The sequence below is a fragment of the Pseudomonas sp. 2995-3 genome (assembly GCF_002742565.1).
GTDB lineage: Bacteria > Pseudomonadota > Gammaproteobacteria > Pseudomonadales > Pseudomonadaceae > Aquipseudomonas > Aquipseudomonas edaphica.
This window is the reverse complement of record NZ_LJSB01000315.1, coordinates 496,019-517,652: the sequence shown is the minus strand read 5'-3', so window position 1 is coordinate 517,652 and position 21,634 is coordinate 496,019. Positions and strand designations below refer to the sequence as shown.

Annotated in this window: 22 protein-coding genes; 8 read left to right on the top strand and 14 right to left on the bottom strand. The window is 60.4% G+C overall.

All coding sequences use genetic code 11. The features are described 5' to 3' along the window. Window positions 1-93: 93 nt before the first annotated feature. The 6 genes from hemJ (at window position 94) to coq7 (ending at window position 4,570) form a co-directional block, all read left to right on the top strand. The gene (gene hemJ / locus AOA62_RS29555) at window positions 94-522 is read left to right on the top strand and encodes a protoporphyrinogen oxidase HemJ (protein WP_017138091.1); all 429 of its coding nucleotides are present in this window, start codon (window positions 94-96) and stop codon (window positions 520-522) included. Window positions 523-546: 24 nt separating this feature from the next. Continuing rightward, window positions 547-1,509 carry a nitronate monooxygenase family protein gene (locus tag AOA62_RS29550; RefSeq protein WP_099550432.1) on the top strand — a complete coding sequence of 321 codons (963 nt, stop codon included), beginning with the start codon at window positions 547-549 and terminating at the stop codon, window positions 1,507-1,509. Window positions 1,510-1,581: 72 nt separating this feature from the next. Next, window positions 1,582-2,547 (top strand): DUF805 domain-containing protein, encoded by a 966-nt coding sequence (locus AOA62_RS29545; RefSeq protein ID WP_099550431.1) that lies wholly within the window; start codon window positions 1,582-1,584, stop codon window positions 2,545-2,547. A 64-nt stretch (window positions 2,548-2,611) separates the two neighbouring features. Next, entirely contained in the window at window positions 2,612-3,400 is a 789-nt protein-coding gene (locus AOA62_RS29540) for an SDR family oxidoreductase (protein ID WP_017138088.1), read from the top strand. Between the two features lie 46 nt (window positions 3,401-3,446). Then, complete coding sequence (locus tag AOA62_RS29535) at window positions 3,447-3,785, top strand: histidine triad nucleotide-binding protein (protein WP_003210943.1); 339 nt, start codon at window positions 3,447-3,449, stop codon at window positions 3,783-3,785. Between the two features lie 137 nt (window positions 3,786-3,922). After that, window positions 3,923-4,570 (top strand): 2-polyprenyl-3-methyl-6-methoxy-1,4-benzoquinone monooxygenase, encoded by a 648-nt coding sequence (gene coq7 / locus AOA62_RS29530; RefSeq protein WP_017138087.1) that lies wholly within the window; start codon window positions 3,923-3,925, stop codon window positions 4,568-4,570. Between the two features lie 60 nt (window positions 4,571-4,630). Here the strand turns inward: coq7 and AOA62_RS29525 are convergent, their stop codons facing one another. Beyond that, window positions 4,631-5,053 carry an OsmC family protein gene (locus AOA62_RS29525; RefSeq protein ID WP_017138086.1) on the bottom strand — a complete coding sequence of 141 codons (423 nt, stop codon included), beginning with the start codon at window positions 5,051-5,053 and terminating at the stop codon, window positions 4,631-4,633. Window positions 5,054-5,300: 247 nt separating this feature from the next. On the opposite strand from AOA62_RS29525, the gene crp reads away from it, so the two are divergent. After that, complete coding sequence (gene crp / locus AOA62_RS29520; protein WP_017138085.1) at window positions 5,301-5,945, top strand: cAMP-activated global transcriptional regulator CRP; 645 nt, start codon at window positions 5,301-5,303, stop codon at window positions 5,943-5,945. Here the strand turns inward: crp and AOA62_RS29515 are convergent. From AOA62_RS29515 to AOA62_RS29495, 4 genes are all read right to left on the bottom strand, one after another. Continuing rightward, the gene (locus AOA62_RS29515) at window positions 5,942-6,637 is read right to left on the bottom strand and encodes a lipoate--protein ligase family protein (protein ID WP_099550430.1); all 696 of its coding nucleotides are present in this window, start codon (window positions 6,635-6,637) and stop codon (window positions 5,942-5,944) included. The two genes, crp and AOA62_RS29515, sit on opposite strands and share 4 nt — an antisense overlap. Before the next feature lie 157 nt (window positions 6,638-6,794). Continuing rightward, complete coding sequence (trpC, locus tag AOA62_RS29505) at window positions 6,795-7,631, bottom strand: indole-3-glycerol phosphate synthase TrpC (RefSeq protein WP_099550429.1); 837 nt, start codon at window positions 7,629-7,631, stop codon at window positions 6,795-6,797. Next, complete coding sequence (trpD, locus tag AOA62_RS29500) at window positions 7,628-8,677, bottom strand: anthranilate phosphoribosyltransferase (protein WP_099550428.1); 1,050 nt, start codon at window positions 8,675-8,677, stop codon at window positions 7,628-7,630. Before trpD ends, trpC begins: the two co-directional genes overlap by 4 nt. A gap of 9 nt (window positions 8,678-8,686) precedes the next feature. Then, the gene (locus AOA62_RS29495; protein ID WP_053258301.1) at window positions 8,687-9,280 is read right to left on the bottom strand and encodes an aminodeoxychorismate/anthranilate synthase component II; all 594 of its coding nucleotides are present in this window, start codon (window positions 9,278-9,280) and stop codon (window positions 8,687-8,689) included. A 421-nt stretch (window positions 9,281-9,701) separates the two neighbouring features. Between AOA62_RS29495 and estP the strand changes: the two genes are divergently transcribed. Beyond that, window positions 9,702-11,624, top strand: coding sequence for an esterase EstP (estP, locus tag AOA62_RS29490; RefSeq protein ID WP_099550427.1), 1,923 nt, complete (start codon window positions 9,702-9,704; stop codon window positions 11,622-11,624). A gap of 134 nt (window positions 11,625-11,758) precedes the next feature. Here the strand turns inward: estP and trpE are convergent, their stop codons facing one another. The 9 genes from trpE to AOA62_RS29440 all read right to left on the bottom strand — a co-directional run bounded on the left by trpE (window position 11,759) and on the right by AOA62_RS29440 (window position 21,626). Further along, window positions 11,759-13,240: an anthranilate synthase component I gene (trpE, locus tag AOA62_RS29485; RefSeq protein ID WP_017138079.1), complete on the bottom strand. Its 1,482-nt coding sequence runs from the start codon at window positions 13,238-13,240 to the stop codon at window positions 11,759-11,761. Window positions 13,241-13,308: 68 nt separating this feature from the next. Next, window positions 13,309-14,127 (bottom strand): phosphoglycolate phosphatase, encoded by an 819-nt coding sequence (locus tag AOA62_RS29480; RefSeq protein WP_017138078.1) that lies wholly within the window; start codon window positions 14,125-14,127, stop codon window positions 13,309-13,311. Beyond that, window positions 14,124-14,798, bottom strand: coding sequence for a ribulose-phosphate 3-epimerase (gene rpe, locus AOA62_RS29475; RefSeq protein ID WP_017138077.1), 675 nt, complete (start codon window positions 14,796-14,798; stop codon window positions 14,124-14,126). Before rpe ends, AOA62_RS29480 begins: the two co-directional genes overlap by 4 nt. An 83-nt stretch (window positions 14,799-14,881) precedes the next feature. Next, on the bottom strand, window positions 14,882-16,030 hold the full coding sequence (locus AOA62_RS29470; protein WP_017138076.1) for an iron-containing alcohol dehydrogenase: 1,149 nt from the start codon (window positions 16,028-16,030) through the stop codon (window positions 14,882-14,884). A 196-nt stretch (window positions 16,031-16,226) separates the two neighbouring features. Next, on the bottom strand, window positions 16,227-17,051 hold the full coding sequence (locus AOA62_RS29465) for an ABC transporter permease (protein WP_017138075.1): 825 nt from the start codon (window positions 17,049-17,051) through the stop codon (window positions 16,227-16,229). 12 nt (window positions 17,052-17,063) lie between these two features. After that, window positions 17,064-18,296, bottom strand: coding sequence for an ABC transporter permease (locus AOA62_RS29460; protein ID WP_017138074.1), 1,233 nt, complete (start codon window positions 18,294-18,296; stop codon window positions 17,064-17,066). 166 nt (window positions 18,297-18,462) lie between these two features. After that, a complete protein-coding gene (locus AOA62_RS29450) occupies window positions 18,463-19,503 on the bottom strand; it encodes an ABC transporter substrate-binding protein (protein ID WP_099550426.1) in 1,041 nt (346 codons plus the stop codon). Between the two features lie 43 nt (window positions 19,504-19,546). Next, the gene (locus AOA62_RS29445) at window positions 19,547-20,659 is read right to left on the bottom strand and encodes an ABC transporter ATP-binding protein (protein ID WP_017138072.1); all 1,113 of its coding nucleotides are present in this window, start codon (window positions 20,657-20,659) and stop codon (window positions 19,547-19,549) included. Between the two features lie 337 nt (window positions 20,660-20,996). Then, complete coding sequence (locus AOA62_RS29440; protein WP_017138071.1) at window positions 20,997-21,626, bottom strand: response regulator transcription factor; 630 nt, start codon at window positions 21,624-21,626, stop codon at window positions 20,997-20,999. Window positions 21,627-21,634: the final 8 nt, after the last annotated feature.

The window sequence follows — 21,634 nt, the reverse complement described above, 5'->3', positions numbered from 1 at the left end:
GGGCCGTATCGTCCTGCGACAACCGTCAACGTGACGTACAGGCGCATGAGCCACTACTATCTTCAGTTACCGTGAACCTGGGAATAACTAGAAATGCTCTATCTATGGATCAAAGCCTTCCATATCGTCAGTATCGTCTGCTGGTTTGCCGGGCTGTTTTACCTGCCACGCCTGTTCGTCTACCACGCGCAAAGTGAGGACACCGTCAGCAAAGAACGCTTCAGCGTCATGGAGCGCAAGCTGTACCGCGGCATCATGGGGCCGGCAATGATCGCTACCCTGATATTCGGCGGCTGGCTGATCTACCTGAACCCGGCCATTTTTCAATCCGGTGCCTGGATCCACGCCAAACTTACCCTGGTGGTGCTGCTGATCGGCTACCACCATATGTGCGGCGCCCAAGTAAAACGTTTCGCCCGTGGCGAAAATACCCGCAGCCATGTCTTTTATCGCTGGTTCAATGAAGTGCCGGTTCTGATATTGCTGGCTATCGTAATTTTGGTCGTGGTCAAACCGTTCTAATTTCAATTACTCGGGGAACCTCCAATGTCACTGCCCGCTTCGCTCGAACAACGTCTGCGCCTACCCGTGGTGGCTGCGCCGATGTTTCTGATTTCCAACCCGCAACTCGTGCTGGCGTGCTGTCGCAATGGCGTGGTTGGGAGTTTCCCGGCACTTAACCAGCGCGAAAGCAGCGGTTTCAAGGCCTGGCTGGAGGAAATCGAAGCGGGCCTGGCACAGCTGGACAACCCCGCGCCCTATGCCGTCAACCTGATCGTGCATAACAGCAACCCAAGGCTTGAGGCCGACCTGGCGATCTGCGTCGAGCACAAGGTGCCGATCGTCATCACCAGCCTGGGCGCGGTCAAGGAGCTGGTGGATGCGGTCCACTGCTACGGTGGCCTGGTGTTTCACGACGTCACCACCCGCCGACATGCCGAGAAAGCCGCAGAAGCCGGTGTTGACGGCCTGATCGCCGTGGCAGCGGGCGCCGGTGGCCATGCCGGTACCTGGAGCCCGTTCGCGCTGATCGCCGAGATTCGCCAGTTCTTTGATAAAACCCTGCTGTTGGCCGGCTGCCTCAACCATGGTCATGAGATACTCGCAGCCCAACTGCTGGGCGCAGACCTGGCGTATTTCGGCACGCGCTTTATCGGCACCACCGAAAGCCACGCCCCGGACGCTTATAAAGAGATGCTGCTCACATCGCGCGCCGCCGACATCGTGCACACTCCTGCGGTGTCCGGCGTACCCGCAAGCTTCATGCGCCAGAGTTTGGAAAACGCCGGTTTCGACCTCGCCGCCCTGCAGGGCAAAGGCGAAGTCAACTTCGGCTCCAAGCTCAAGCCGTTAAGCGATGAGGCCAAGGCCTGGAAAACCGTATGGTCAGCCGGCCAAGGTGTCGGCCAGATTGATGATTTGCCCAGCGTCGATGAACTGATTGCCCGCCTGGATGCCGAATACCGCAAGGCACGCGAGAAGGCAGCGCAGTTGCGCTGGCCCCGTTAAACTCAATAGCAGGCCTGCCCATGTGTGCAGGCCTGCAAACCCCCTCCCTGAACAAGTGACAAGGATGCCCGCATGAGCGACAGCCGTTTCAAGATTGTGTTTGACGGAGCCCTGCTCCCGGGTGTCGAAAGCACCACCGCCAAGCTGAACCTCGCCGAGCTGTTCAAAAGTGATGTGGCAGCCATCGAAAAGCTTTTCACCGGCCGCCCGGTCGCACTCAAGCGCGACCTTTCCCGTGCCGATGCCGAAACCTACCTTACAGCGCTGAAAAACGCCGGCGTCGATGCCCGTATCGAAGCCGAGCAGCCGGTAACCTTCAACCTGGCCGAAACCCACGAAACCGACGCCAGCACTGCAGACTTCTCGCGCCCTGCGGCTTCGCCCTATGCACCACCGCGTGCTGCCGTGGGTGAGTACACCGAGGAATACTCAACCCTTAAAGTGTTCACCATCCACGGTCGCATCGGCCGCTTGCGTTATCTGGCCTGGACGCTGGTATTGACCCTGGCGCTGTTGGTGGCCGGTGGCATCATCAGTACCGCGAGCTTCGCCGTGGCAACCGCCTCGCCGACTGCCGGCACCATCCTCGGGGTGCTGCTGGGCTTGGCCTTGTTTGTTGCACTGGTGTGGGTGAGCGTGCAAATCGGTGTGCAACGCCTGCACGACCTGGGCTGGTCCGGCTGGCTGTACTTCCTCAACCTTGTGCCAGTGGTCAACAGCATCTTCCCAATCTTGCTGCTGGTATTGCCGGGCAATGCAGGCGCCAACCAATATGGCCCGCCGCCGCCGCGCAACTCCACGGCAGTCAAAGTGTTGGCGACCCTGTGGCTGGCGTTTATTCCGGTGATGCTCGCCATTGTGGTGACGCTGGGCATGAACGGCTACCTGAACCAACTCGAAGCCAATATGGACAGCAGCTACGAAAGCAGCTCCATCACCGCCGATGACGCCACCGATCAAAGCGTCACCGTAGATGAAGAAGAAAGCGTGCAAAGTGCTGAGGACGCAGCCGAACCTGTAGACTCTCCAGAACAGTGAAGAAACGCCCCGCCGCCTGTGATGCCTCTGTCACAGGCTCGGCGGCGTTGCGATGGAGAAAGGCATGACCCGTTACGCTCTGATCACCGGCGCCTCCAGTGGCATCGGCCTGGCTTTGGCCGAAGCACTGGCCCGTCGCGGCCGTAGCTTGATTCTGGTGGCCCGCCAGCGTGATCAGTTGGAAAGCATTGCAATTGAATTGACTCAGCGTTTCGGCGTCGAGGTGCTGTTTCGTGCCTGCGACCTGGGCGAACCCCTGCGTTTGTCCGGGTTCCTGCTGGAACTTGAAGAAGGCGAGCGGCAGATCGACCTGCTGGTCAACTGCGCCGGCATGGGCACCAGCGGGCCGTTCCTTGCCCAGGACTGGATGACCGAGCAGGACCTGATCGAAGTCAACATCCTGGCCCTCACCCGCATGTGCCACGCCCTAGGCAACGCCATGGCGCTGCATGGCGGCGGGCAGATTCTCAACGTGGCCTCGGTCGCAGCCTTCCAGCCCGGCCCCTGGATGAGCAGCTATTACGCCAGCAAGGCGTATGTGCTGCACTTCTCCGAAGGCTTGCGCGAAGAGTTGAAGACCTGCGGTATCAAGGTCTCGGTGCTGTGTCCCGGCCCCACGCGCACGGCATTCTTCGGCACCGCGCAAATGGACACCGCCAAGCTCGACCGCAGCGGTCAACTGATGAGCCCGGAAGAAGTGGCGCTCTACACCGTGCGCGCGCTGGAAAAGAACAAAGCCATCATTATTCCCGGGCGACGCAACCGCTGGCTGGCCTTCAGCCCGCGCTTGAGCCCACGCTGGCTGACCCGCAAGATTGCCGGCGCCATCAACAAGGCCTATTGCCCGCGCTGACGGCCTCGGTACACTCGTTCTGCACTTTCATAATGGAGAAACAGCTGTGGATACTCTGTTCACCAAGATCATCAACAGAGAAATACCTGCGAAGATCATCTATGAGGATGACCAAGTCCTCGCCTTCCACGATATTGCCCCAATGGCACCCGTGCATTTTCTGGTCATTCCGAAAAAGCCGATCCGTACCCTCAACGACCTCACCGAAGAAGACAAAGCCCTCGCTGGCCATATTCTGTTCACCGCTCAACGGCTGGCCGTAGAGCAAGGCTGCGAGAAGGGCTTTCGCGTGGTGATGAACTGCAACGAGGATGGCGGGCAGACTGTTTATCACATCCATATGCACGTGCTGGGTCAGCGCCAGATGAACTGGCCGCCGGGCTGATTGTTGCGGGGAGTTTGCGACGGCTACGCCGTCGGGCGGGAGCAAGCTCCCTCGCCACAGGGGCAAATTGACACAGCGCAAACGCATCGCCTTCTCTTGCGGTAAACTGGCCGCCGAGATTCTTCCCGGAGGTCAGCATGACTACCCAACGTCACTACTCGCCGATTGACCGTCTGTTGCTGCAAGCCGACATGGCCATGCGCACACTGCTGCCCTTCAGCGGCCAACCGTACCGGCCTTCGCCCGCCATCGTGCAGCCCGACGCGCAGATGAGCGAGACCGACACCCGCCACGTCGCCGGCCTGATGCGCATCAACCACACCGGTGAAGTCTGTGCCCAGGCGCTGTACCAAGGCCAGGCGCTGACCGCCAAGCTGCCGCAAGTACGCGCAGCGATGGAACATGCGGCCGAAGAAGAAATCGACCACCTGGCCTGGTGCGAGCAGCGCATTCGCCAGCTCGGTAGCCATCCCAGCGTGCTCAACCCACTGTTTTATGGTTTGTCGTTCGGTATCGGCGCCGCTGCCGGCCTGATCAGCGACAAGGTCAGCCTCGGTTTTGTGGCTGCGACCGAGCATCAGGTGTGCAAACACCTGGATGAACACCTGGAGCAACTGCCGGCCGAAGACGAAAAGTCGCGGGCGATTCTTGAACAGATGCGCATTGATGAAGAACACCACGCAGAAAGCGCACTGGATGCAGGCGGCTTCCGCTTCCCGGCGCCCGTGAGGTTCGGCATGAGCGTACTGGCCAAGGTCATGACCAAAAGCACCTATCGAATTTAAACAATGCCGCACAAAAAAGGGCGCCCTCAACAGGCGCCCTTTTCTATTGCCGACTGGCAATCAACCCAGCTCGATAATCTCGTAATCATGGGTGATGGCCACACCGGCCGCGCCAAGCATGATCGATGCAGAGCAATACTTCTCGGCCGACAGCTCGATGGCGCGCTTGACCTGAGCTTCCTTCAACGCCCGGCCCTTGACCACGAAATGCATGTGGATCTTGGTAAACACCTTGGGGTCTTCAGTGGCCCGCTCCGCTTCCAGGAAGGCTTCGCAGCTCTCGACGGCCTGGCGGGACTTCTTCAAGATGCTGACCACGTCGAAATTGCTGCAACCGCCAACACCGAGCAGGAGCATTTCCATCGGGCGTACACCCAGGTTACGGCCACCGGCGTCCGGCGGGCCGTCCATAACTACCACATGGCCACTGCCCGACTCACCGAGGAACATGGCCTCGCCCGCCCATTGGATGCGTGCCTTCATCGCCCAGACTCCACTGCTAAAAAAGGGTCGCCAGCTTAGCACAGGGTCTTGAACCCGCAGCGCCCGGTATGAAAACGATCAATGACAACGTTTGCCCGCTAAATTCCTTAATCGAGGCAGAATGTGTCTGTTAAGCTGGCGCCAATTCAATGGCGCATTGCCATCCTTTGTACAGCGTGTATCAATGCCATTACCGCTGGATAAAAATAATTCCAACCACACCGTGCAGTCTTTTCGGGATACAACCATGGTTGCTCTTGCTCCCACACCCAAGATCAAGAACCTCGACAAATTGTTGATGCATTGCCAGCGCCGGCGTTACCCGGCCAAGCACAACATCATTTGCGCAGGCGAACGCTCCGAGACGCTGTTCTTCATTATCAAGGGCTCGGTCACCATCCTGATTGAAGATGAAGACGGCCGCGAGATGATCATCGCGTACCTCAATACCGGGGATTTCTTCGGTGAGCTGGGGCTGTTTGAACAAGCGGGCAAAGAGCAGGAGCGCAGTGCCTGGGTGCGGGCCAAGGTTGAGTGTGAAGTCGCCGAGATCAGCTATGCCAAGTTTCGCGAACTGGCCCAACATGATCCCGACATTCTCTACGCCTTAAGCGGTCAGATTGCCCAGCGCTTGCGCGACACCACGCGCAAAGTGGGTGACCTGGCGTTCTTTGATGTCACCGGCCGCGTAGCCCGTTGCCTGCTGGAACTGTGCAAACAGCCCGACGCCATGACCCACCCTGACGGCATGCAGATCAAAGTCACGCGCCAGGAGATCGGACGCATTGTCGGGTGTTCACGGGAAATGGTCGGTCGTGTGCTCAAGGACTTGGAAGAGCGCAACCTGGTACACGTCAAAGGCAAGACGATGGTGGTGTTCGGTACGCGTTAAGCCGGCAGGAATCCGGCCAGCATCTGACGGTACAACGCGTCCAGTCGGGTGATGGCATCCGGTGCGGGAAAGGCTTCGTGCAACGCGATATGGCTGTCGGCACGTACCCGCTGGTCGAGGCCGCAGGCCTCATTGAAGCGATTGACCGCCGCAATCAGCTCATCGCGGTCGTTATCCAGCAACAATGCACCGTGCACCAAACCTACCGGGCGGCCGCCACTTTGTCGCCAGCGCTGGGCAGTGCCGACCATCTTGCGGCCGTTGAGGTTGACGTTATAGCGACCGTCGCAGAAGGCGCCGTCGATTTCGCCAACAGAAGCGTCACCGCCCAACTCAATCAGCAAATCACAGATCGGCTGGCACAAACGCTGATAACCGGTTTCGATGCGGCCTTGATCACCTTCGCTGCGTGGCGGCGCGTAAACCAGCGCGATATTGACCGTGGCGGCCGACTGCGGCACCGGCTCTCCGCCGGTCTCGCGCAGTAGCACCGGCCAACCGGCAGCAGCCGAAACCTGGCTGGCCGCGTCAAAAGCCGGCAAGCGGCTCAAACGGCGCGGCATCACCAAAGCCTGGTCATTTGGCTGCCAGAACAGTAGCCCGAATTCCTGTTCACCGGCGCAAACGGCCGCGAGCAAGTCTTGCTCGGCGGCAAGCCCTGCTTCAACTGTCATCGACACCGGCTCGATCATCGGACACCTACTTCTCTAAATAGACACAAATCAAATGTGGGAGCTGGCTTGCCTGCGATACAGACACCTCGGTACATCAGGTACACCGAGGTGTCTGTATCGCAGGCAAGCCAGCTCCCACACAAGCCCGCTTCCACATTTTTGACAGTGTTTCAAATCAGTCGAGGGTGGAACCACTCACCGCCACGCCACGCTCCGGAAAGAACAGACGCTGCAATTCCGCACCTGGGTTCTCGGCGCGCATAAATGTCTCACCCACCAGGAACGAAAACACACCGCTGATTTCCATCAGCTCTACGTCGGCGCGGTTGACGATGCCGCTCTCGGTAATCACCAACCGATCACGCGGAATACGCGGCAACAGGTCGAGGGTATTTTCCAGGCTGACTTCAAAGGTGTGCAGGTTACGGTTATTAACCCCCACCAACGGCGTGTCGAGGGTTTTCAGCGCGCGCTCGAGCTCATCGCCATCGTGCACTTCTACCAGTACGTCCAAGCCGACGCTTTTGGCCACGGCCGCCAGCTCGGCCATCTTCACGTCGTCCAGCGCGGAGACGATCAGCAGCACGCAATCGGCGCCCAAGGCGCGGGCTTCGACGATCTGGTACGGGTCAACCATGAAGTCCTTGCGGATCACCGGCAACTTGCACGCGGCGCGGGCTTGTTGCAGGAACAGGTCGGCCCCCTGGAAGAAGTCGATATCGGTCAATACGGACAAGCAGGTTGCGCCGCCCTTCTCATAGCTCTTGGCAATGTCTTCAGGAATGAAAACTTCGCGAATCACGCCCTTGCTGGGCGAAGCTTTTTTGATCTCGGCAATCACGGCAGGCTGCTTTTCCTTCGCCTGCTTGATCAGCGCATCGGCAAAACCACGCGGCGCGTCGGCGCTTTTTGCCAAGCCCTCCAGCTCAGCCAGGCTCACACGGGCACGGCGCTCGGCCACCTCTTCAGCCTTGCGCGCGAGGATTTTTTCCAGAACGGTCGGGACACTCATCCTTCATTCTCCATTTTGAACACAGCGGTAAAGGCTCCCAGTTCTTCGAGCTTTTCGCGAGCCAGACCGGTGTGCAACGCATCGTGGGCCAAGGCGACACCTTCCTTAAGACTATAGGCGTGGTCCGCCGCGTAAAGTGCCGCGCCAGCATTCAGAACAATCATTTCTGCAGCTTTCTGGCCGTTTTCCGTCTTGCGGCGCCCCAAGGCATCGCGGATCAACTCCAGCGAGGCCGCCGGACTTTCCACCGACAAGCCATGCAAACTCTGGCTTTTCATGCCGAGATCTTCGGGCTCGACCCAATATTCGCTGACCTGGTCATTCTTCAGCTCCGCCACGAAGGTCGGTGCCGCCAGGCTGAATTCATCCAGACCATCTTTGGAATGCACCACCAGCACATGCTTGCTGCCAAGACGTTGCAACACTTCTGCCAATGGCCGGCACAGCGCCTGACTGAACACACCGACCACCTGATGTTTAACGCCGGCCGGATTCGTAAGCGGGCCGAGCATGTTGAACAGGGTGCGCAGGCCAAGGTCCTTGCGTGGGCCGGCGGCATGCTTCATGGCGCCATGGTGGGACTGGGCAAACATGAAACCAATGCCCACGCTGTCGATGCAGCGCGCCACTTGCACCGGCGTCAGGTTCAGATAAATCCCGGCCGCCTCCAGCAAGTCGGCGCTGCCGCTTTTGCCCGACACCGCACGGTTACCGTGTTTGGCCACCGTGCAACCGGCAGCCGCCACCACAAAGGAGGAAGCCGTCGACACGTTGAAAATATTCGCACCGTCGCCGCCGGTGCCGACCACATCGACCACACCATCGAGGGTCTTGAGCTCAACCTTGTCGGCCAGCTCACGCATCACTGACACGGCGCCAACGATTTCGTCGATGCTTTCGCTCTTCATGCGCATCGCCATCATGAACGCGCCGATCTGGGCGTCGGTGCATTGGCCGGTCATGATCTCGCGCATCACATCGCTCATTTCAGCGGTGCTCAGGTCCAGATGGCCGACGATACGGCTCAGGGCAGTCTTGATATCCATGGAAAGTCCTTAGCGCGTGCCGCCGCTCTGCTTGAGAAAGTTGGCGAACAGCTCGTAGCCCTGCTCGGTCAGGATTGATTCGGGGTGAAATTGCACCCCTTCGATATTCAGTGTCTTGTGACGCAGGCCCATGATCTCGTCGACCGAGCCGTCTTCCAACTGAGTCCAGGCGGTCAGCTCCAGGCACTCGGGCAGGGTTTCACGCTTGACCACCAGCGAGTGGTAGCGAGTGACTGTCACCGGTAGGTTGAGGCCGTGGAATACGCCGAGGTCTTTATGGAACACCGGGCTGGTTTTGCCATGCATCACTTGGCGCGCACGCACCACGTCACCACCAAACGCCTGGCCGATGGACTGATGGCCCAGACACACGCCCAGGATCGGCAATTTACCGGCGAAATACTGGATGGCTTCGAGGGAGATGCCCGCTTCGGTCGGCGTGCACGGGCCAGGCGAAACCACGATGCGCTCCGGGTTCAGGGCGGCGATTTCGGCGACCGTCAGTTCGTCGTTGCGCACCACCTTAACCTCGGCACCCAGCTCGCCCAGGTACTGCACAACGTTGTAGGTAAAGGAATCGTAGTTATCAATCATCAGCAACATGTGGGTTCAAACCTCTTGAATTCACTGATTTCGAATGACCGCCTTCCAAGAGAGTGTCCCGCTGCCAGACGCACGTTCCGGTTGCCGGGGTGAGCCGGCAAGGGGCGTCAAACAAAGGGTGAAGAAGGCAAATCGGTACAGGTCCGGCCGAGCCGGCAGAGAAAAATGTCAGGCGCGCCAACGCCAACGGGCGTGTGCCTTGACTACTCGCATCAAGAGTTTGCTGATGATCAACACGGGGAGGGTCTCATTCATACGTTCAGGCACAGTAACGTAGCCTCGCCAGCGGTGCAATATGGAGCAGCGATTCCGGGGGTCACCACCGAGTATTTGTAAGAAAAAACTGTTTTCTTCGAATAAAACCCTCACTACATTGCTAGTGTTTCGCTTCCGACACAAAAACAACTAAATGGAATTTCGCATGCTCAGACCACCGTTTTTTGCGCCCCTTGCCGGCTGCCTCCTGTCACTGGCCTGCGCGCAGGCGTTTGCAGCACCTTCACCTTACTCAACCATGGTCGTGTTCGGCGACAGCCTGGCCGACGCCGGCCAGTTCCCCGATGGCTCGGCCGGCGCCACCTTGCGCTTTACCAACCGCACCGGGCCGACATTCCAGGGCGATTATGGCCTGGTGTCATCTACGCTTTTGGGGGGCAAGCTGGGCGTGGCACCCAACGACCTGAATGCCTCCACCTCGCCGGTACGTGCCGCCCAAGGTTTGCCGGATGGTAATAACTGGGCGGTCGGCGGCTACCGTACCGACAATATCCTCGATTCCATCACCTCGGTCTCCAATGCGGCGATCCCGCCCGGCAACGCCGGTGGTGGCACCGTACTGCGCAGCCGTCAGGGTTATCTGCCGGCCAACGGCGGGCGGGCTGACCCGAACGCGTTGTATTTCCTATCCGGTGGCGGCAATGACTTTCTGCAAGGGCGCGTCCTCAGCCCGGGCCAGGCCGTGGCCGCCGGCGGGCGCCTGGCCGACAGCGCCCAAGCCCTGCAACAGGCCGGCGCGCGCTACATCATGGTGTGGATGCTGCCCGACCTGGGCTTGACACCCGCCATCAACGGCACGCCCGCGCAAGGCGCCAGCTCGGCCCTGAGCAGCATTTTCAACCAGGCGCTGGTGCAGCGCCTGTCGCAGATCGACGCCCAGGTCATCCCGCTGAACATCCCGTTACTGCTCAATGAAACCTTCGCCAACCCTGCGCGCTTTGGCCTGGCCACCGGGCAAAACCTAACCGGCACCTGCTTCAGCGGCAACGGCTGCACCGCCAACCCGGTGTATGGCATTGGCGGCGCCACCCCGGACCCGACCAAGCTGATCTATAACGACTCGGTGCACCCCACCATCGCCGGGCAACAGTTGATCGCCGACTACGCCTACTCACTGCTCGCCGCGCCGTGGGAAGTGACTTTGCTGCCAGAGATGGCCCAGGGCACCTTGCGCGCCCACCAGGATGAACTGCGCAACCAGTGGCAAGCCGACAATGGCAACTGGCAGGCCGTCGGCCAATGGCGCGCGATTGTCGCCGGTGGTGGCCAGCATTTGGACTTTGATGATCAACGCAGTTCGGCCAGCGGCGACGGCAGTGGCTACAACGTGAACGTCGGCGGCAGCTATCGCCTCGACGAAAACTGGCGCGTCGGCGTGGCCGCCGGCTTGTATCGCCAGACACTCGAAGCCGGCGCCCGCGATTCGGACTACAAGCTCAACAGCTACATGGGCACCGCCTTCGCGCAATATCAGCAAAACCACTGGTGGGCCGATGCGGCGCTGACCGGCGGCAAGCTGGACTTCGACAGCCTCAAGCGCAAGTTCGCCCTGGGCGTCAGCGAAGGCGCCGAAAAAGGCGACACCGACGGCTGGCTCTGGGCCTTGAGCGGCCGCTTGGGCTATGACATTGCCGGCGTCGGCAGCGATTGGCATTTGTCACCGTTCATCAGCGCGGACTATTCGCGGGTCGAAGTCGATGGTTATTCGGAAAAGGGCAACCGCTCCACCGCGCTGACCTTCGATGACCAGCAACGCGATTCCAAACGCCTGGGCGTCGGCCTGCAGGGCAGCTACCGGATTACGCCGCAAACCCAAGTGTTTGGCGAAGTGGCCCACGAGCATGAGTTCGAAAACGACACCCAGAAGGTAAAGATGTCGCTCAACAGCGTGCCCGGGATCGACTTCAAGCTGGACGGCTACACGCCGCGCAGCAATTCGGACCGATTGAGTCTGGGGGTCAGCCACAAGCTGACTCAGGAGCTGGCGCTACGGGCGGCGTATAACGTGAGGAAGGATGACAGTTTTACCCAGCAAGGCGTCAGTGTGGGGGTGAGTCTGGATTTCTAAGCGGATCTTAAACGCCCCACAAAACAACTGTGGGAGCTGGCTTGCCTGCGATAGCATCACCTCGGTGTGTCAGGTACACCGAGGTGATGCTATCGCAGGCAAGCCAGCTCCCACAGGTTATCCAATGTCTGACTTTAGCTTTGCGGCGTTTGCTCTGCCAACGCCACAGCCCGGAACATCGCGCGGCGTTTGTTCAGGGTTTCTTCCCATTCCAGGGCCGGCACCGAGTCAGCCACAATCCCGCCACCCGCCTGCACATGCAGCTCGCCGTCCTTGATCACGGCGGTGCGGATCGCAATCGCAGTGTCCATATTGCCGTTCCAGGCGAAATATCCCACGGCGCCGCCATACACACCACGCTTGACCGGCTCCAGTTCGTCGATGATCTCCATCGCGCGAATCTTCGGCGCGCCCGACAAAGTGCCCGCCGGCAGAATCGCCCGCAGTGCGTCCATCGCGGTCAACCCGGCTTTCAGCTCGCCGGTGACGTTGGACACAATGTGCATCACGTTGGAATACCGCTCGATGACCATCTTCTCGGTGAGCTTCACCGAACCGATTTCCGAAACCCGACCGGTGTCGTTGCGGCCCAGGTCGATCAGCATCAAGTGTTCGGCAATTTCCTTGTCGTCACTCAGCAGGTCTTCTTCCAGCGCCAGGTCGGCCTCTTCGGTCGCGCCACGCGGGCGTGTGCCGGCTATCGGGCGCACGGTGATGAGGTTGTCTTCGACCCGCACCAGCACTTCCGGCGAACTGCCCACCACGTGGAAGTCTCCGAAGTTGAAGAAGTACATGTACGGCGTCGGGTTGAAGCACCGCAGCGCGCGGTACAGATCAATTGGCGCCGCCTTGAAGTCGATGGACATGCGTTGCGACGGCACCACCTGCATGCAGTCACCGGCAAGGATGTATTCCTTGATGGTGTCGACCGCGCGCTCGTAGTCATCCTGGGTAAAGCTTGAACGAAAGATCGGGTCGGCGGCCGGCGGACGGCTGAGGTCCAGGCCACGGCGTGGGGTGATCGGCTGACGCAGTTTCTCCAGCAATGCCTCAAGGCTAGCCTGGCCTTGCTCGAAGGCATCGGCCTGGGACGGGTCGGCGAGGACAATCGCGTGCATCTTGCCGGCGAGGTTGTCGAACACCACCACCGCGTCGGAGACCATCAGCAGAATGTCCGGCACGCCCAGCGGGTCCGGGTTCGGGCATTTGCCCAGGCGTTTTTCTACGTAGCGCACGCAGTCGTAGCCGAAATACCCCACCAGGCCACCGTTGAAACGCGGCAGACCGGGAATGGTCGGCACGTTGTAGCGCGCCTTGAAGGTTTCGACGAACGCCAGCGGGTCTTCCACGTCATGGCTTTCGATCTCGACGCCATCATGGGTGATGCTCACATGGTGGTCATGCACACGCAGCACGGTGCGGCACGGCAGGCCGATGATCGAGTAACGGCCCCACTTCTCGCCGCCCTGCACCGATTCAAGCAGGTAGGAATTGGGCTTGTCGGCCAGTTTGAGGTAGATCGACAGCGGCGTATCGAAGTCAGCCAGGGTTTCGCAGGCCATGGGGATACGGTTATAGCCGGCAGTGGCCAAACGCAGGAATTCTTCGCGGATCATGAGGTGCCTCGTGGCTTGAGGGTCAAACGGTCAGGTGTGCAAACGTGCCGCAACGCGGCCAGGATCAGTCAGGCGCGCCAACGCCAGCGGGCCAGGGCCTTGATGACTTTCATCCAGAGTTTGCGAGTGACCACCACGATGGAATTTCCAGAAGGGGTTGATTCGATGTCGGGCAACGTTATCTCAGCGCCCGCTCCCAAGCAACCGGGGATTAGCAGTCGCAGATCATCAATCACCAGCGCCGGCGACTCCTCGGCGATCGGTCGGCCGTGGTTGTAGCCGTAGCTCAGCGCCACACACTGCACGCCAGCGGCTTTGGCGGCTTGCACATCACTGCGCGAATCGCCGACAAACAACGATTGCGAGGCCGGAATATTGGCCATTTTCATCACAAAGAACAGCGCCGCCGGGTCAGGCTTTTTCTGCGGCAAGGTGTCGCCGCCGATGATCCAGCGGAAATACCGGCCGATTTTCATCTGGTCCAACAGCGGCGCGACAAAGCGCTCCGGCTTGTTGGTGATCAGCGCCATCTCCACGCCTTGCTTGTGCAGCCACTTGAGCGTGTCGCGCACGCCGGGGTAAACCACGGTGAGCTCATGGCTGCTTTCATAGGCAACATTGAAGAGTTCCAGGGCGTGCTCGGCCTCAACCTCATCCACACCTTCGGCATCAATATGGTTGGCCAAGGCCCGACGCACCAGCATCTGCGCGCCGTTGCCGACCCACTCACGCACCGCCTCGATGCCCGCCGGCTTACGCCCCAGCTTGAGCAGCATCTCGTCCACCGCCGCCGCCAGGTCTGGCACCGAATCGATCAACGTACCGTCCAGATCGAACATCACCAGCCGTGGCAGTTTGCCGGGGAACAACTGCTCAAAACCGCTCATGGACGCGCCAGCGCCAGTTCGGCCCGCATCTTGTCGATGACTTCCTGGTAGTTGGGGGCGTTGAAGATCGCCGAGCCAGCCACAAAGGTGTCAGCGCCAGCGGCGGCGATTTCGCGAATATTGTTGACGTTGACCCCACCGTCGATTTCCAGGCGGATATCACGGCCCGACGCATCGATCAGCGCGCGCGCTTCGCGCAGCTTGTTCAGTGTGCCGGGGATGAACTTCTGCCCGCCGAAGCCCGGGTTGACGCTCATCAGCAAGACCATGTCGACCTTGTCCATCACGTACTCCAGCACGCTCAACGGCGTGGCCGGGTTGAACACCAGGCCGGCCTTGCAACCGCCTTCGCGGATCAGTTGCAGGGTGCGGTCGACGTGCAGCGTGGCTTCCGGATGGAAGGTAATGTAGGTGGCGCCGGCCTCGATGAAGTCACCGACGATGCGGTCCACCGGGCTGACCATCAGGTGCGCATCGATCGGCGCAGTAATGCCGTACTTGCGCAGTGCCGCGCAGACCATCGGGCCGATGGTCAGGTTGGGCACATAGTGGTTGTCCATGACATCGAAGTGCACGAAGTCGGCACCGGCGGCCAATACCTTGTCCACTTCCTCACCCAGGCGGGCGAAGTCGGCGGAGAGAATCGATGGAGCGATAACGAAGGGCTGCATGACGCACCTTTTTGAGCTAAATCACGATGGCGCGCATTGTATACCTCATGCTTTACCCAGCACACCGTGACCTAACTCAATGGTCAGTATGCCGCCCGGTAGATTTTCTCGATATCCGCCGCGCTGAGCTTGCGCGGGTTGTTGCGCATCAGGCGCTCGATACCCGCCGCTTCCGTCGCCATGGCGGGGATCGCGTCTTCCGGCACACCAAAGCTGCGCAGCCCTGCCGGGATTTCCACGGCGGCACATAGCCGCGTCATCGCCTCGACCGCCTGATCGGCGGCGTCGTTGACGCTGAGCCCGGCGGTATTCACGCCCATGGCTTGGGCAATGTCCTGCATGCGCTCCACGCAGGCCAGTTTGTTCCAGTGCATCACGTAAGGCAGCAACAGCGCATTGCTCACGCCGTGAGCAATATTGAATCGCCCGCCCAGCGGGTACGCCAAGGCATGCACTGCGCCGACGCCAGCATTGCCGAACGCCATGCCGGCCATCAGGCTGGCGGTGGCCATATCATCGCGGGCCTGCAGGTTGGCAGGGTTGGCGTAGGCCTTGGGCAGCGCATTGGCGATCAGCTTGATCGCGCCGATGGCCAGCGCGTCAGTGATCGGCGAGGCATTCAGCGACAGGTAGGACTCGATGGCATGCACCAGCGCATCCACGCCACTGGCGGCGGTGACACTGCGCGGGCACGTGAGGGTCATTTGCGGGCTGATCAGCGCAACATCCGGCAATAAGTAATCGCTGACGATGCCTTTTTTCAGTTGTGCGGCCTTGTCGGAGAGAATCGCCACATTGGTCACCTCCGAACCGGTGCCGGCCGTGGTCGGGATGGCGATCAGCGGCGGGCCTTTGCGCGGCACCTGGTCGACGCCGAACAAGTCCGCCAGCGCGCCGTGGTAACCGGCATAGGCCGCGACACTCTTGGCGATGTCGATGGCACTGCCACCGCCCACGCCGATCAGGCCGTCATGCCCGCCCTCGCGGTACACGCGCATGCAGTCCTCGACGATCGCGATTTCCGGGTCGGGCAGCACACGGTCGAAAATCTCATAAGTGCGCTCGCCCAGGTGCTCGAGCGCCAGCGCCACGGTGCCGGACTTGACCAGCGCGGCATCGGTAACGATCAACGGGTTATCCACATCAAGACGCGTGAGCTCGGCGGCCAGTTGTTCGATGGCGCCAGCGCCGGTCAGCAGTTTGTGGGCGATCTTGAATGAGGAAGTACTCATGTGCGCGGCCTCTTATTAATGATGGGCTGGCACAAGAATAGCCGGGTATTTCAGGTTGCCCAGCATTCACGCACTGAATGGCTCGGTCGGTGTGGGAGCTGGCTTGCCTGCGATGCGACCGCCTCGGTTTTCCTGACATACCGAGTTGATGCTATCGCAGGCAAGCCAGCTCCCACATTTGATCCGGTTTCGACCTTTAGACTTGCGCGGTGCGCAGTTTCTCGCTGCGGCCTCGCAGCCACTCAAGGGTCAGCAACAGCAGCACCGAGAACGCAATCAGCAAAGTTGCCGCTGCGGCAATCGTCGGGCTTAAATTTTCGCGGATGCCGCTGAACATCTGGCGCGGCAAAGTCGCTTGCTCGGGGCCGGCGAGAAACAGCGTCACTACCACTTCATCAAAGGACGTCGAGAAGGCAAACAATGCCCCGGAAATCACCCCAGGCGCGATCAACGGCAAGGTCACACGGCGAAACGCGGTCAGCGGCGAGGCGCCCAGGCTGGCCGCCGCCCGCACCAGGTTGTGGTTGAAGCCCTGCAACGTCGCCGACACGGTGATGATCACAAACGGCACACCCAGCACGGCATGTACCACAATCAGCGAGAGGAAGCTGTTGCCCAGCCCCAGTGGAGCAAAGAACAGATAGCTGGCCACGCCAATGATCACCACAGGCACCACCATCGGCGAAATCACCAAGGCCATGACCAACGCCTTGCCGGGGAAGTTGCCGCGCGTCAGGCCAATCGCCGCCAGCGTACCGAACACCATCGCCAGCACCGTGGCCGCCGGGGCCACAATGATGCTGTTCTTCAATGCACGCATCCACTCGGCCGAGGCGAAGAAGTCCTGATACCAGTGCAACGAGAAGCCTTGCAGCGGGTACACCAGGAAACTGCCGCTGTTGAACGACAGCGGGATAATCACCAGCACCGGCAAGATCAGGAACAGCAGGATCAAGCCACACAGGATCCGCAAGCTGTAGAACCACACCCGCTCCACGGGTGACATATAAGGGCTCAGCATCGCCAACTCTCCTCAGCTCAGGCGCAGGCGACTGGCGCCGACCAGACGGTTGTAGATCAGGTACAGCACGACGGTCGCCAGCAGCAGCAAGCCGCCCAGCGCCGTGGCCATACCCCAATTGATGCTGGTGTTGGTGTAGAACGCGACGAAATAGCTGACCATCTGGTCGTTCGGGCTGCCGAGCAGCGCCGGGGTGATGTAGTAACCAATCGCCAGGATAAACACCAGCAGGCAACCGGCGCCGACACCGGCATAAGTCTGCGGGAAGTACACACGCCAGAAACTGGCAAACGGGTGGCAACCCAGGGAAATCGCTGCACGCATATACGTGGGCGAGATGCCTTTCATCACGCTGTAAATCGGCAAAATCATGAAGGGCAACAGGATGTGCACCATCGAGATGTAAACCCCGGTGCGGTTAAACACCAGCTCCATGGGTTTATCGATCAGCCCCATGCCCATCAATGCGCTGTTGATCAGCCCACCGGACTGCAGCAATACAATCCACGCCGCCACCCTTACCAGGATTGAGGTCCAGAACGGCAGCAATACCAGAATCATCAGCAGGTTACTTTTGCGTGCCGGCAGGTTGGCCAGCAAATAGGCCAACGGGTAGGCCAGCAGCAGGCAGATGAAGGTTATTACCAAGCCCATCCAGAACGTGCGGGCGAAGATGTCCAGGTAGATGGCCTGGTCAGGCGTGGCCGGGGCGACTTCGCCAAGGTCATTGATACGGTGATCGACAGCCGCCAGCAGGTAGTACGGCGTGAGGCTGCTGGTATTACGCCGGATCGCCTGCCAGTACGCCGGGTCGCCCCAGCGTTCGTCGAGGTTTTCCAACGCTTCCTTATAAGAGGCGGGCGCTTCGGTAAACGGCAGCGCCCGCGCGGTTTTGGTCAACAGACTGCGGTAGCCGGCCAGTTCCATGTTCAAGCGTTTGGACAAGTCGCCCAGCGTCTGGTTTTTACGCGCTTCACCCAGGTCTTCGCTGAGCGCCTGATACACCGGCTCACCCGGCAGGCCGCGACCGTCCCAGGTCTTGACCGCCACCACGGTACGCGGCAAACCGCCCACCACTTCCGGGTTGCCGACGCTTTTGTAAAGCAGCGCAACAATCGGCACCAGGAACACCAGCAGCAAAAACAGCACCAGCGGCGCAATCAAGGCCTGGGCCTTCCAGCGGTTGAGCCGCTCGGCACGCGCCAGGCGCTGCTTGAGGGTGGGGCTGGGAATGGCGATAACCATGGCAAACTCCGGAAATCTTCTAAGAGTTCCCTGTGAGCGGTGCTTTTTTGTGGGAGCTGGCTTGCCTGCGATGGCATCGCCTCGGTGTCACTCAAAGACCGAGTCGATCCCATCGCAGGCAAGCCAGCTCCCACACCAGCCTGCTTTCACAGAGGAATATGCGGTGTTACTTGGCCGCCCAGGAATTGAAGCGCTGCTCGAGCTGCTCGCCGTTATCCGCCCAGAAGCTCACATCGATCTGCACCTGGTTGGCGATATTCTCCGGCGTGGTCGGCATGTCTTTCAGCACATCCTTGGCCAGCAACGGCACAGCCTGGGTATTGGCCGGGCCGTAGGCGATGTTTTCCGAGTAGGTCTTCTGCTGTTGCGGCTGCACCGAGAAGGCGATGAATTTCTTCGCCGCTTCGGCACGGTCCTTGGCCAGGCCTTTAGGGATGGCCCAGGCGTCAAAGTCGTAGATGCCGCCGTTCCACACCACTTTCAGGTTGCTTTCTTTTTGCACGGCAGCGATGCGGCCGTTGTAGGCCGAGCTCATGACCACATCACCCGAGGCCAGGTACTGCGGCGGTTGTGCGCCGGCTTCCCACCACTGGATCGACGGTTTGAGTTCGTCGAGTTTCTTGAACGCGCGATCCTGGCCGTCTTTGCCAGCCAGCACTTTGTACACGTCTTTGGGGGCCACGCCGTCCGCCATCAAGGCGAATTCCAGGGTGTACTTGGCGCCTTTGCGCAGGCCGCGCTTGCCTGGGAATTTCTTGGTATCCCAAAAATCCGCCCAACTGGTCGGTGCAGTGGCAAGCTTTTCGGCGTTGTACGCCAGCACGGTGGACCACACAAAGAAGCCCACGCCGCAGGGCTGAATCGCGCCTTTCACGTAATCGGCGCTATTGCCGAACAGTTTCGGGTCGAGCGGTTCGAACATGTCTTCGTCACAGCCACGGGACAGTTCCGGCGACTCCACTTCCACCAAGTCCCACGACACGCTCTTGGTATCGACCATGGCTTTGACCTTGGCCATTTCACCGTTGTACTCACCGGCGACGATCTTGCCATTGCCCGCGCTTTCCCACGGAGTGTAAAAGGCTTTGACCTGAGCCGCCTTGTTCGCGCCACCGAAGGATACGACCGTCAGGTCCGGGCCTGCCATGGCCTGTGTCGCGCCCATCAAGCCGATGGCCAAGGCGGAATATTTAAGGGATCTCAACATTGTTGTTCTCTCCACGTGCAGGGTTGGTGAAGCCATGGGGCGATTAATTCGCCTCTAGAAGTGGGTCGAGTGCGCGAACGTGCTCGACTTGCCAGCCAATCGGTACCACGTCGCCGACCGCAAGCGCTGGGTCCAGCTCAGCGATCGGTTGTTTCACAAAAAAATCGGCCTTGCCGCAGACTTCCAGGCGCACACGCACGTGGTCGCCCAGGTAGATAAATTCCGCCACCCGCCCAGAGAAGCGGTTGACGCAGGACTCACTGGAGCCATTGAGGCTGACGCGCTCCGGGCGTACTGACAGGGTCACCGGGCCGCCGAGTTGGCCGACATTCACTGCCAGCGCCTCGACCTTTTCACCGCGCGCCAACTCCACCACACAGCGTTCGCCGGTGTGGCTGTGCAAGCGGCCATTGAGTCGGTTGTTCTCGCCGATGAAGTTGGCGACGAACGTGTTTTTTGGCTCTTCGTACAGCGTGCGCGGCGCGGCGATCTGCTGGATCTCGCCCTGGTGGAACACCGCCACGCGGTCGGACATGGTCAAGGCTTCGCCCTGGTCGTGGGTCACGTACACCACGGTCACGCCGAGGCGCTGGTGCAGGTGCTTGATCTCCATCTGCATGTGTTCGCGCAGTTGTTTATCGAGGGCGCCGAGGGGTTCGTCCATCAACACCAGCTGCGGTTCGAACACCAGCGCGCGGGCCAAGGCCACGCGCTGTTGCTGACCGCCGGAGAGTTGCGCCGGGTAACGCTGGGCGAAGGCATCCAGCTGGACCATGCTCAGCACCCGTTTGACCCGCTCGCTGATATCGGTCTTGCTCAAGCCGCGCACCGACAACGGGAAGGCCAGGTTCTCTGCCACCGTCATGTGCGGGAACAGCGCGTAGTTCTGGAACACCATGCCGATGTCGCGCTTGTGCGGCGGCACGTTGTTGATAGCGCGCCCGGCGAGCAAAATTTCCCCGGCGGTCGGCGTCTCGAAACCGGCGAGCATCATCAGGCTGGTGGTCTTGCCCGAACCGGACGGCCCGAGCAGGGTGAGGAACTCGCCCTTGCGAATCTCCAGGTTGAGGTCTTTGACGATCAGGTTCTCGCCGTCGTAGCTCTTCTGCACGCCACGAAAGCTGACCAGCACATCATTTGAATCCACCTCGCTCATACCCGCACCTTTTGTTTTGGACTGCTGTGGCACAAAGCGTAGTCCAGGCGCGAGCCCCCGGAAATCGGGGGCGAGGAGAGAATCACATCAGCAGGATGGAAGATTGGGGGTAGGGATTGCCCTACACGGATGGCGGGCAGAGAACAGTGCGGCGGCAATCGTCAGCGTCTGCCGGCAAAGCCTATGTCGTAAACAGATACGCGCACCTGGAGGAGCCCGGCTTGATCGTTCCCTCGCTCCGCGTGGGAATGCAGCCCAGGACGCTCTGCGTCCTAAAGCGTGACGCAGAGCGTCACAAGAGGCGTTACCACGCGGAGCGTGGGAACGATCGAGGGGGTTACAAGAGTTTGTGTTCCATGGCGTACTTCACCAATTCGGCCAGGGAGGTGATATGGAGCTTTTGCATCAACCGCGCCTTGTGGGTGCTGATGGTCTTGCTGCTCAGCGCCAGTTGCTGGGCGATGTCATTGACGTTGGCGCCCTGGGCCAGGCGCTCGAACACTGAGAACTCGCGCTCCGACAGTAACGAGTGCAACGGCCGCGTATCGGTGAGGCCGACCTCAAAGACCATGCGGTCCGCCAGGTCCGGGTCGATGTAACGCCCGCCCGCCGCCACCTTGCGAATCGCCGTCAGCAACAGCGCCGGGTCACTGTCCTTGGTGGCATACCCCGCCGCCCCGACTTTCAGGGCGCGGGCAGCCATTTGCGCTTCATCGTGCATCGACAGCACCAGAATCGCGGGCGGGTTACTCAATGCACGGATGCGCGCAATCGCTTCCAGGCCATTTACGCCCGGCATCGAGATATCCAGCAACACCACCTCACAGGCGATATGGCGCAAGGTCTCCAGCAACTGCTCGCCATTGCTGGCCTCGCCGACCACCAGCAGGTCTTTGGCCAGACCAATCAATTGCTTGATGCCTTCACGAACAATGGTGTGGTCTTCGGCTACCAATACGCGAATCACAGGGGCTT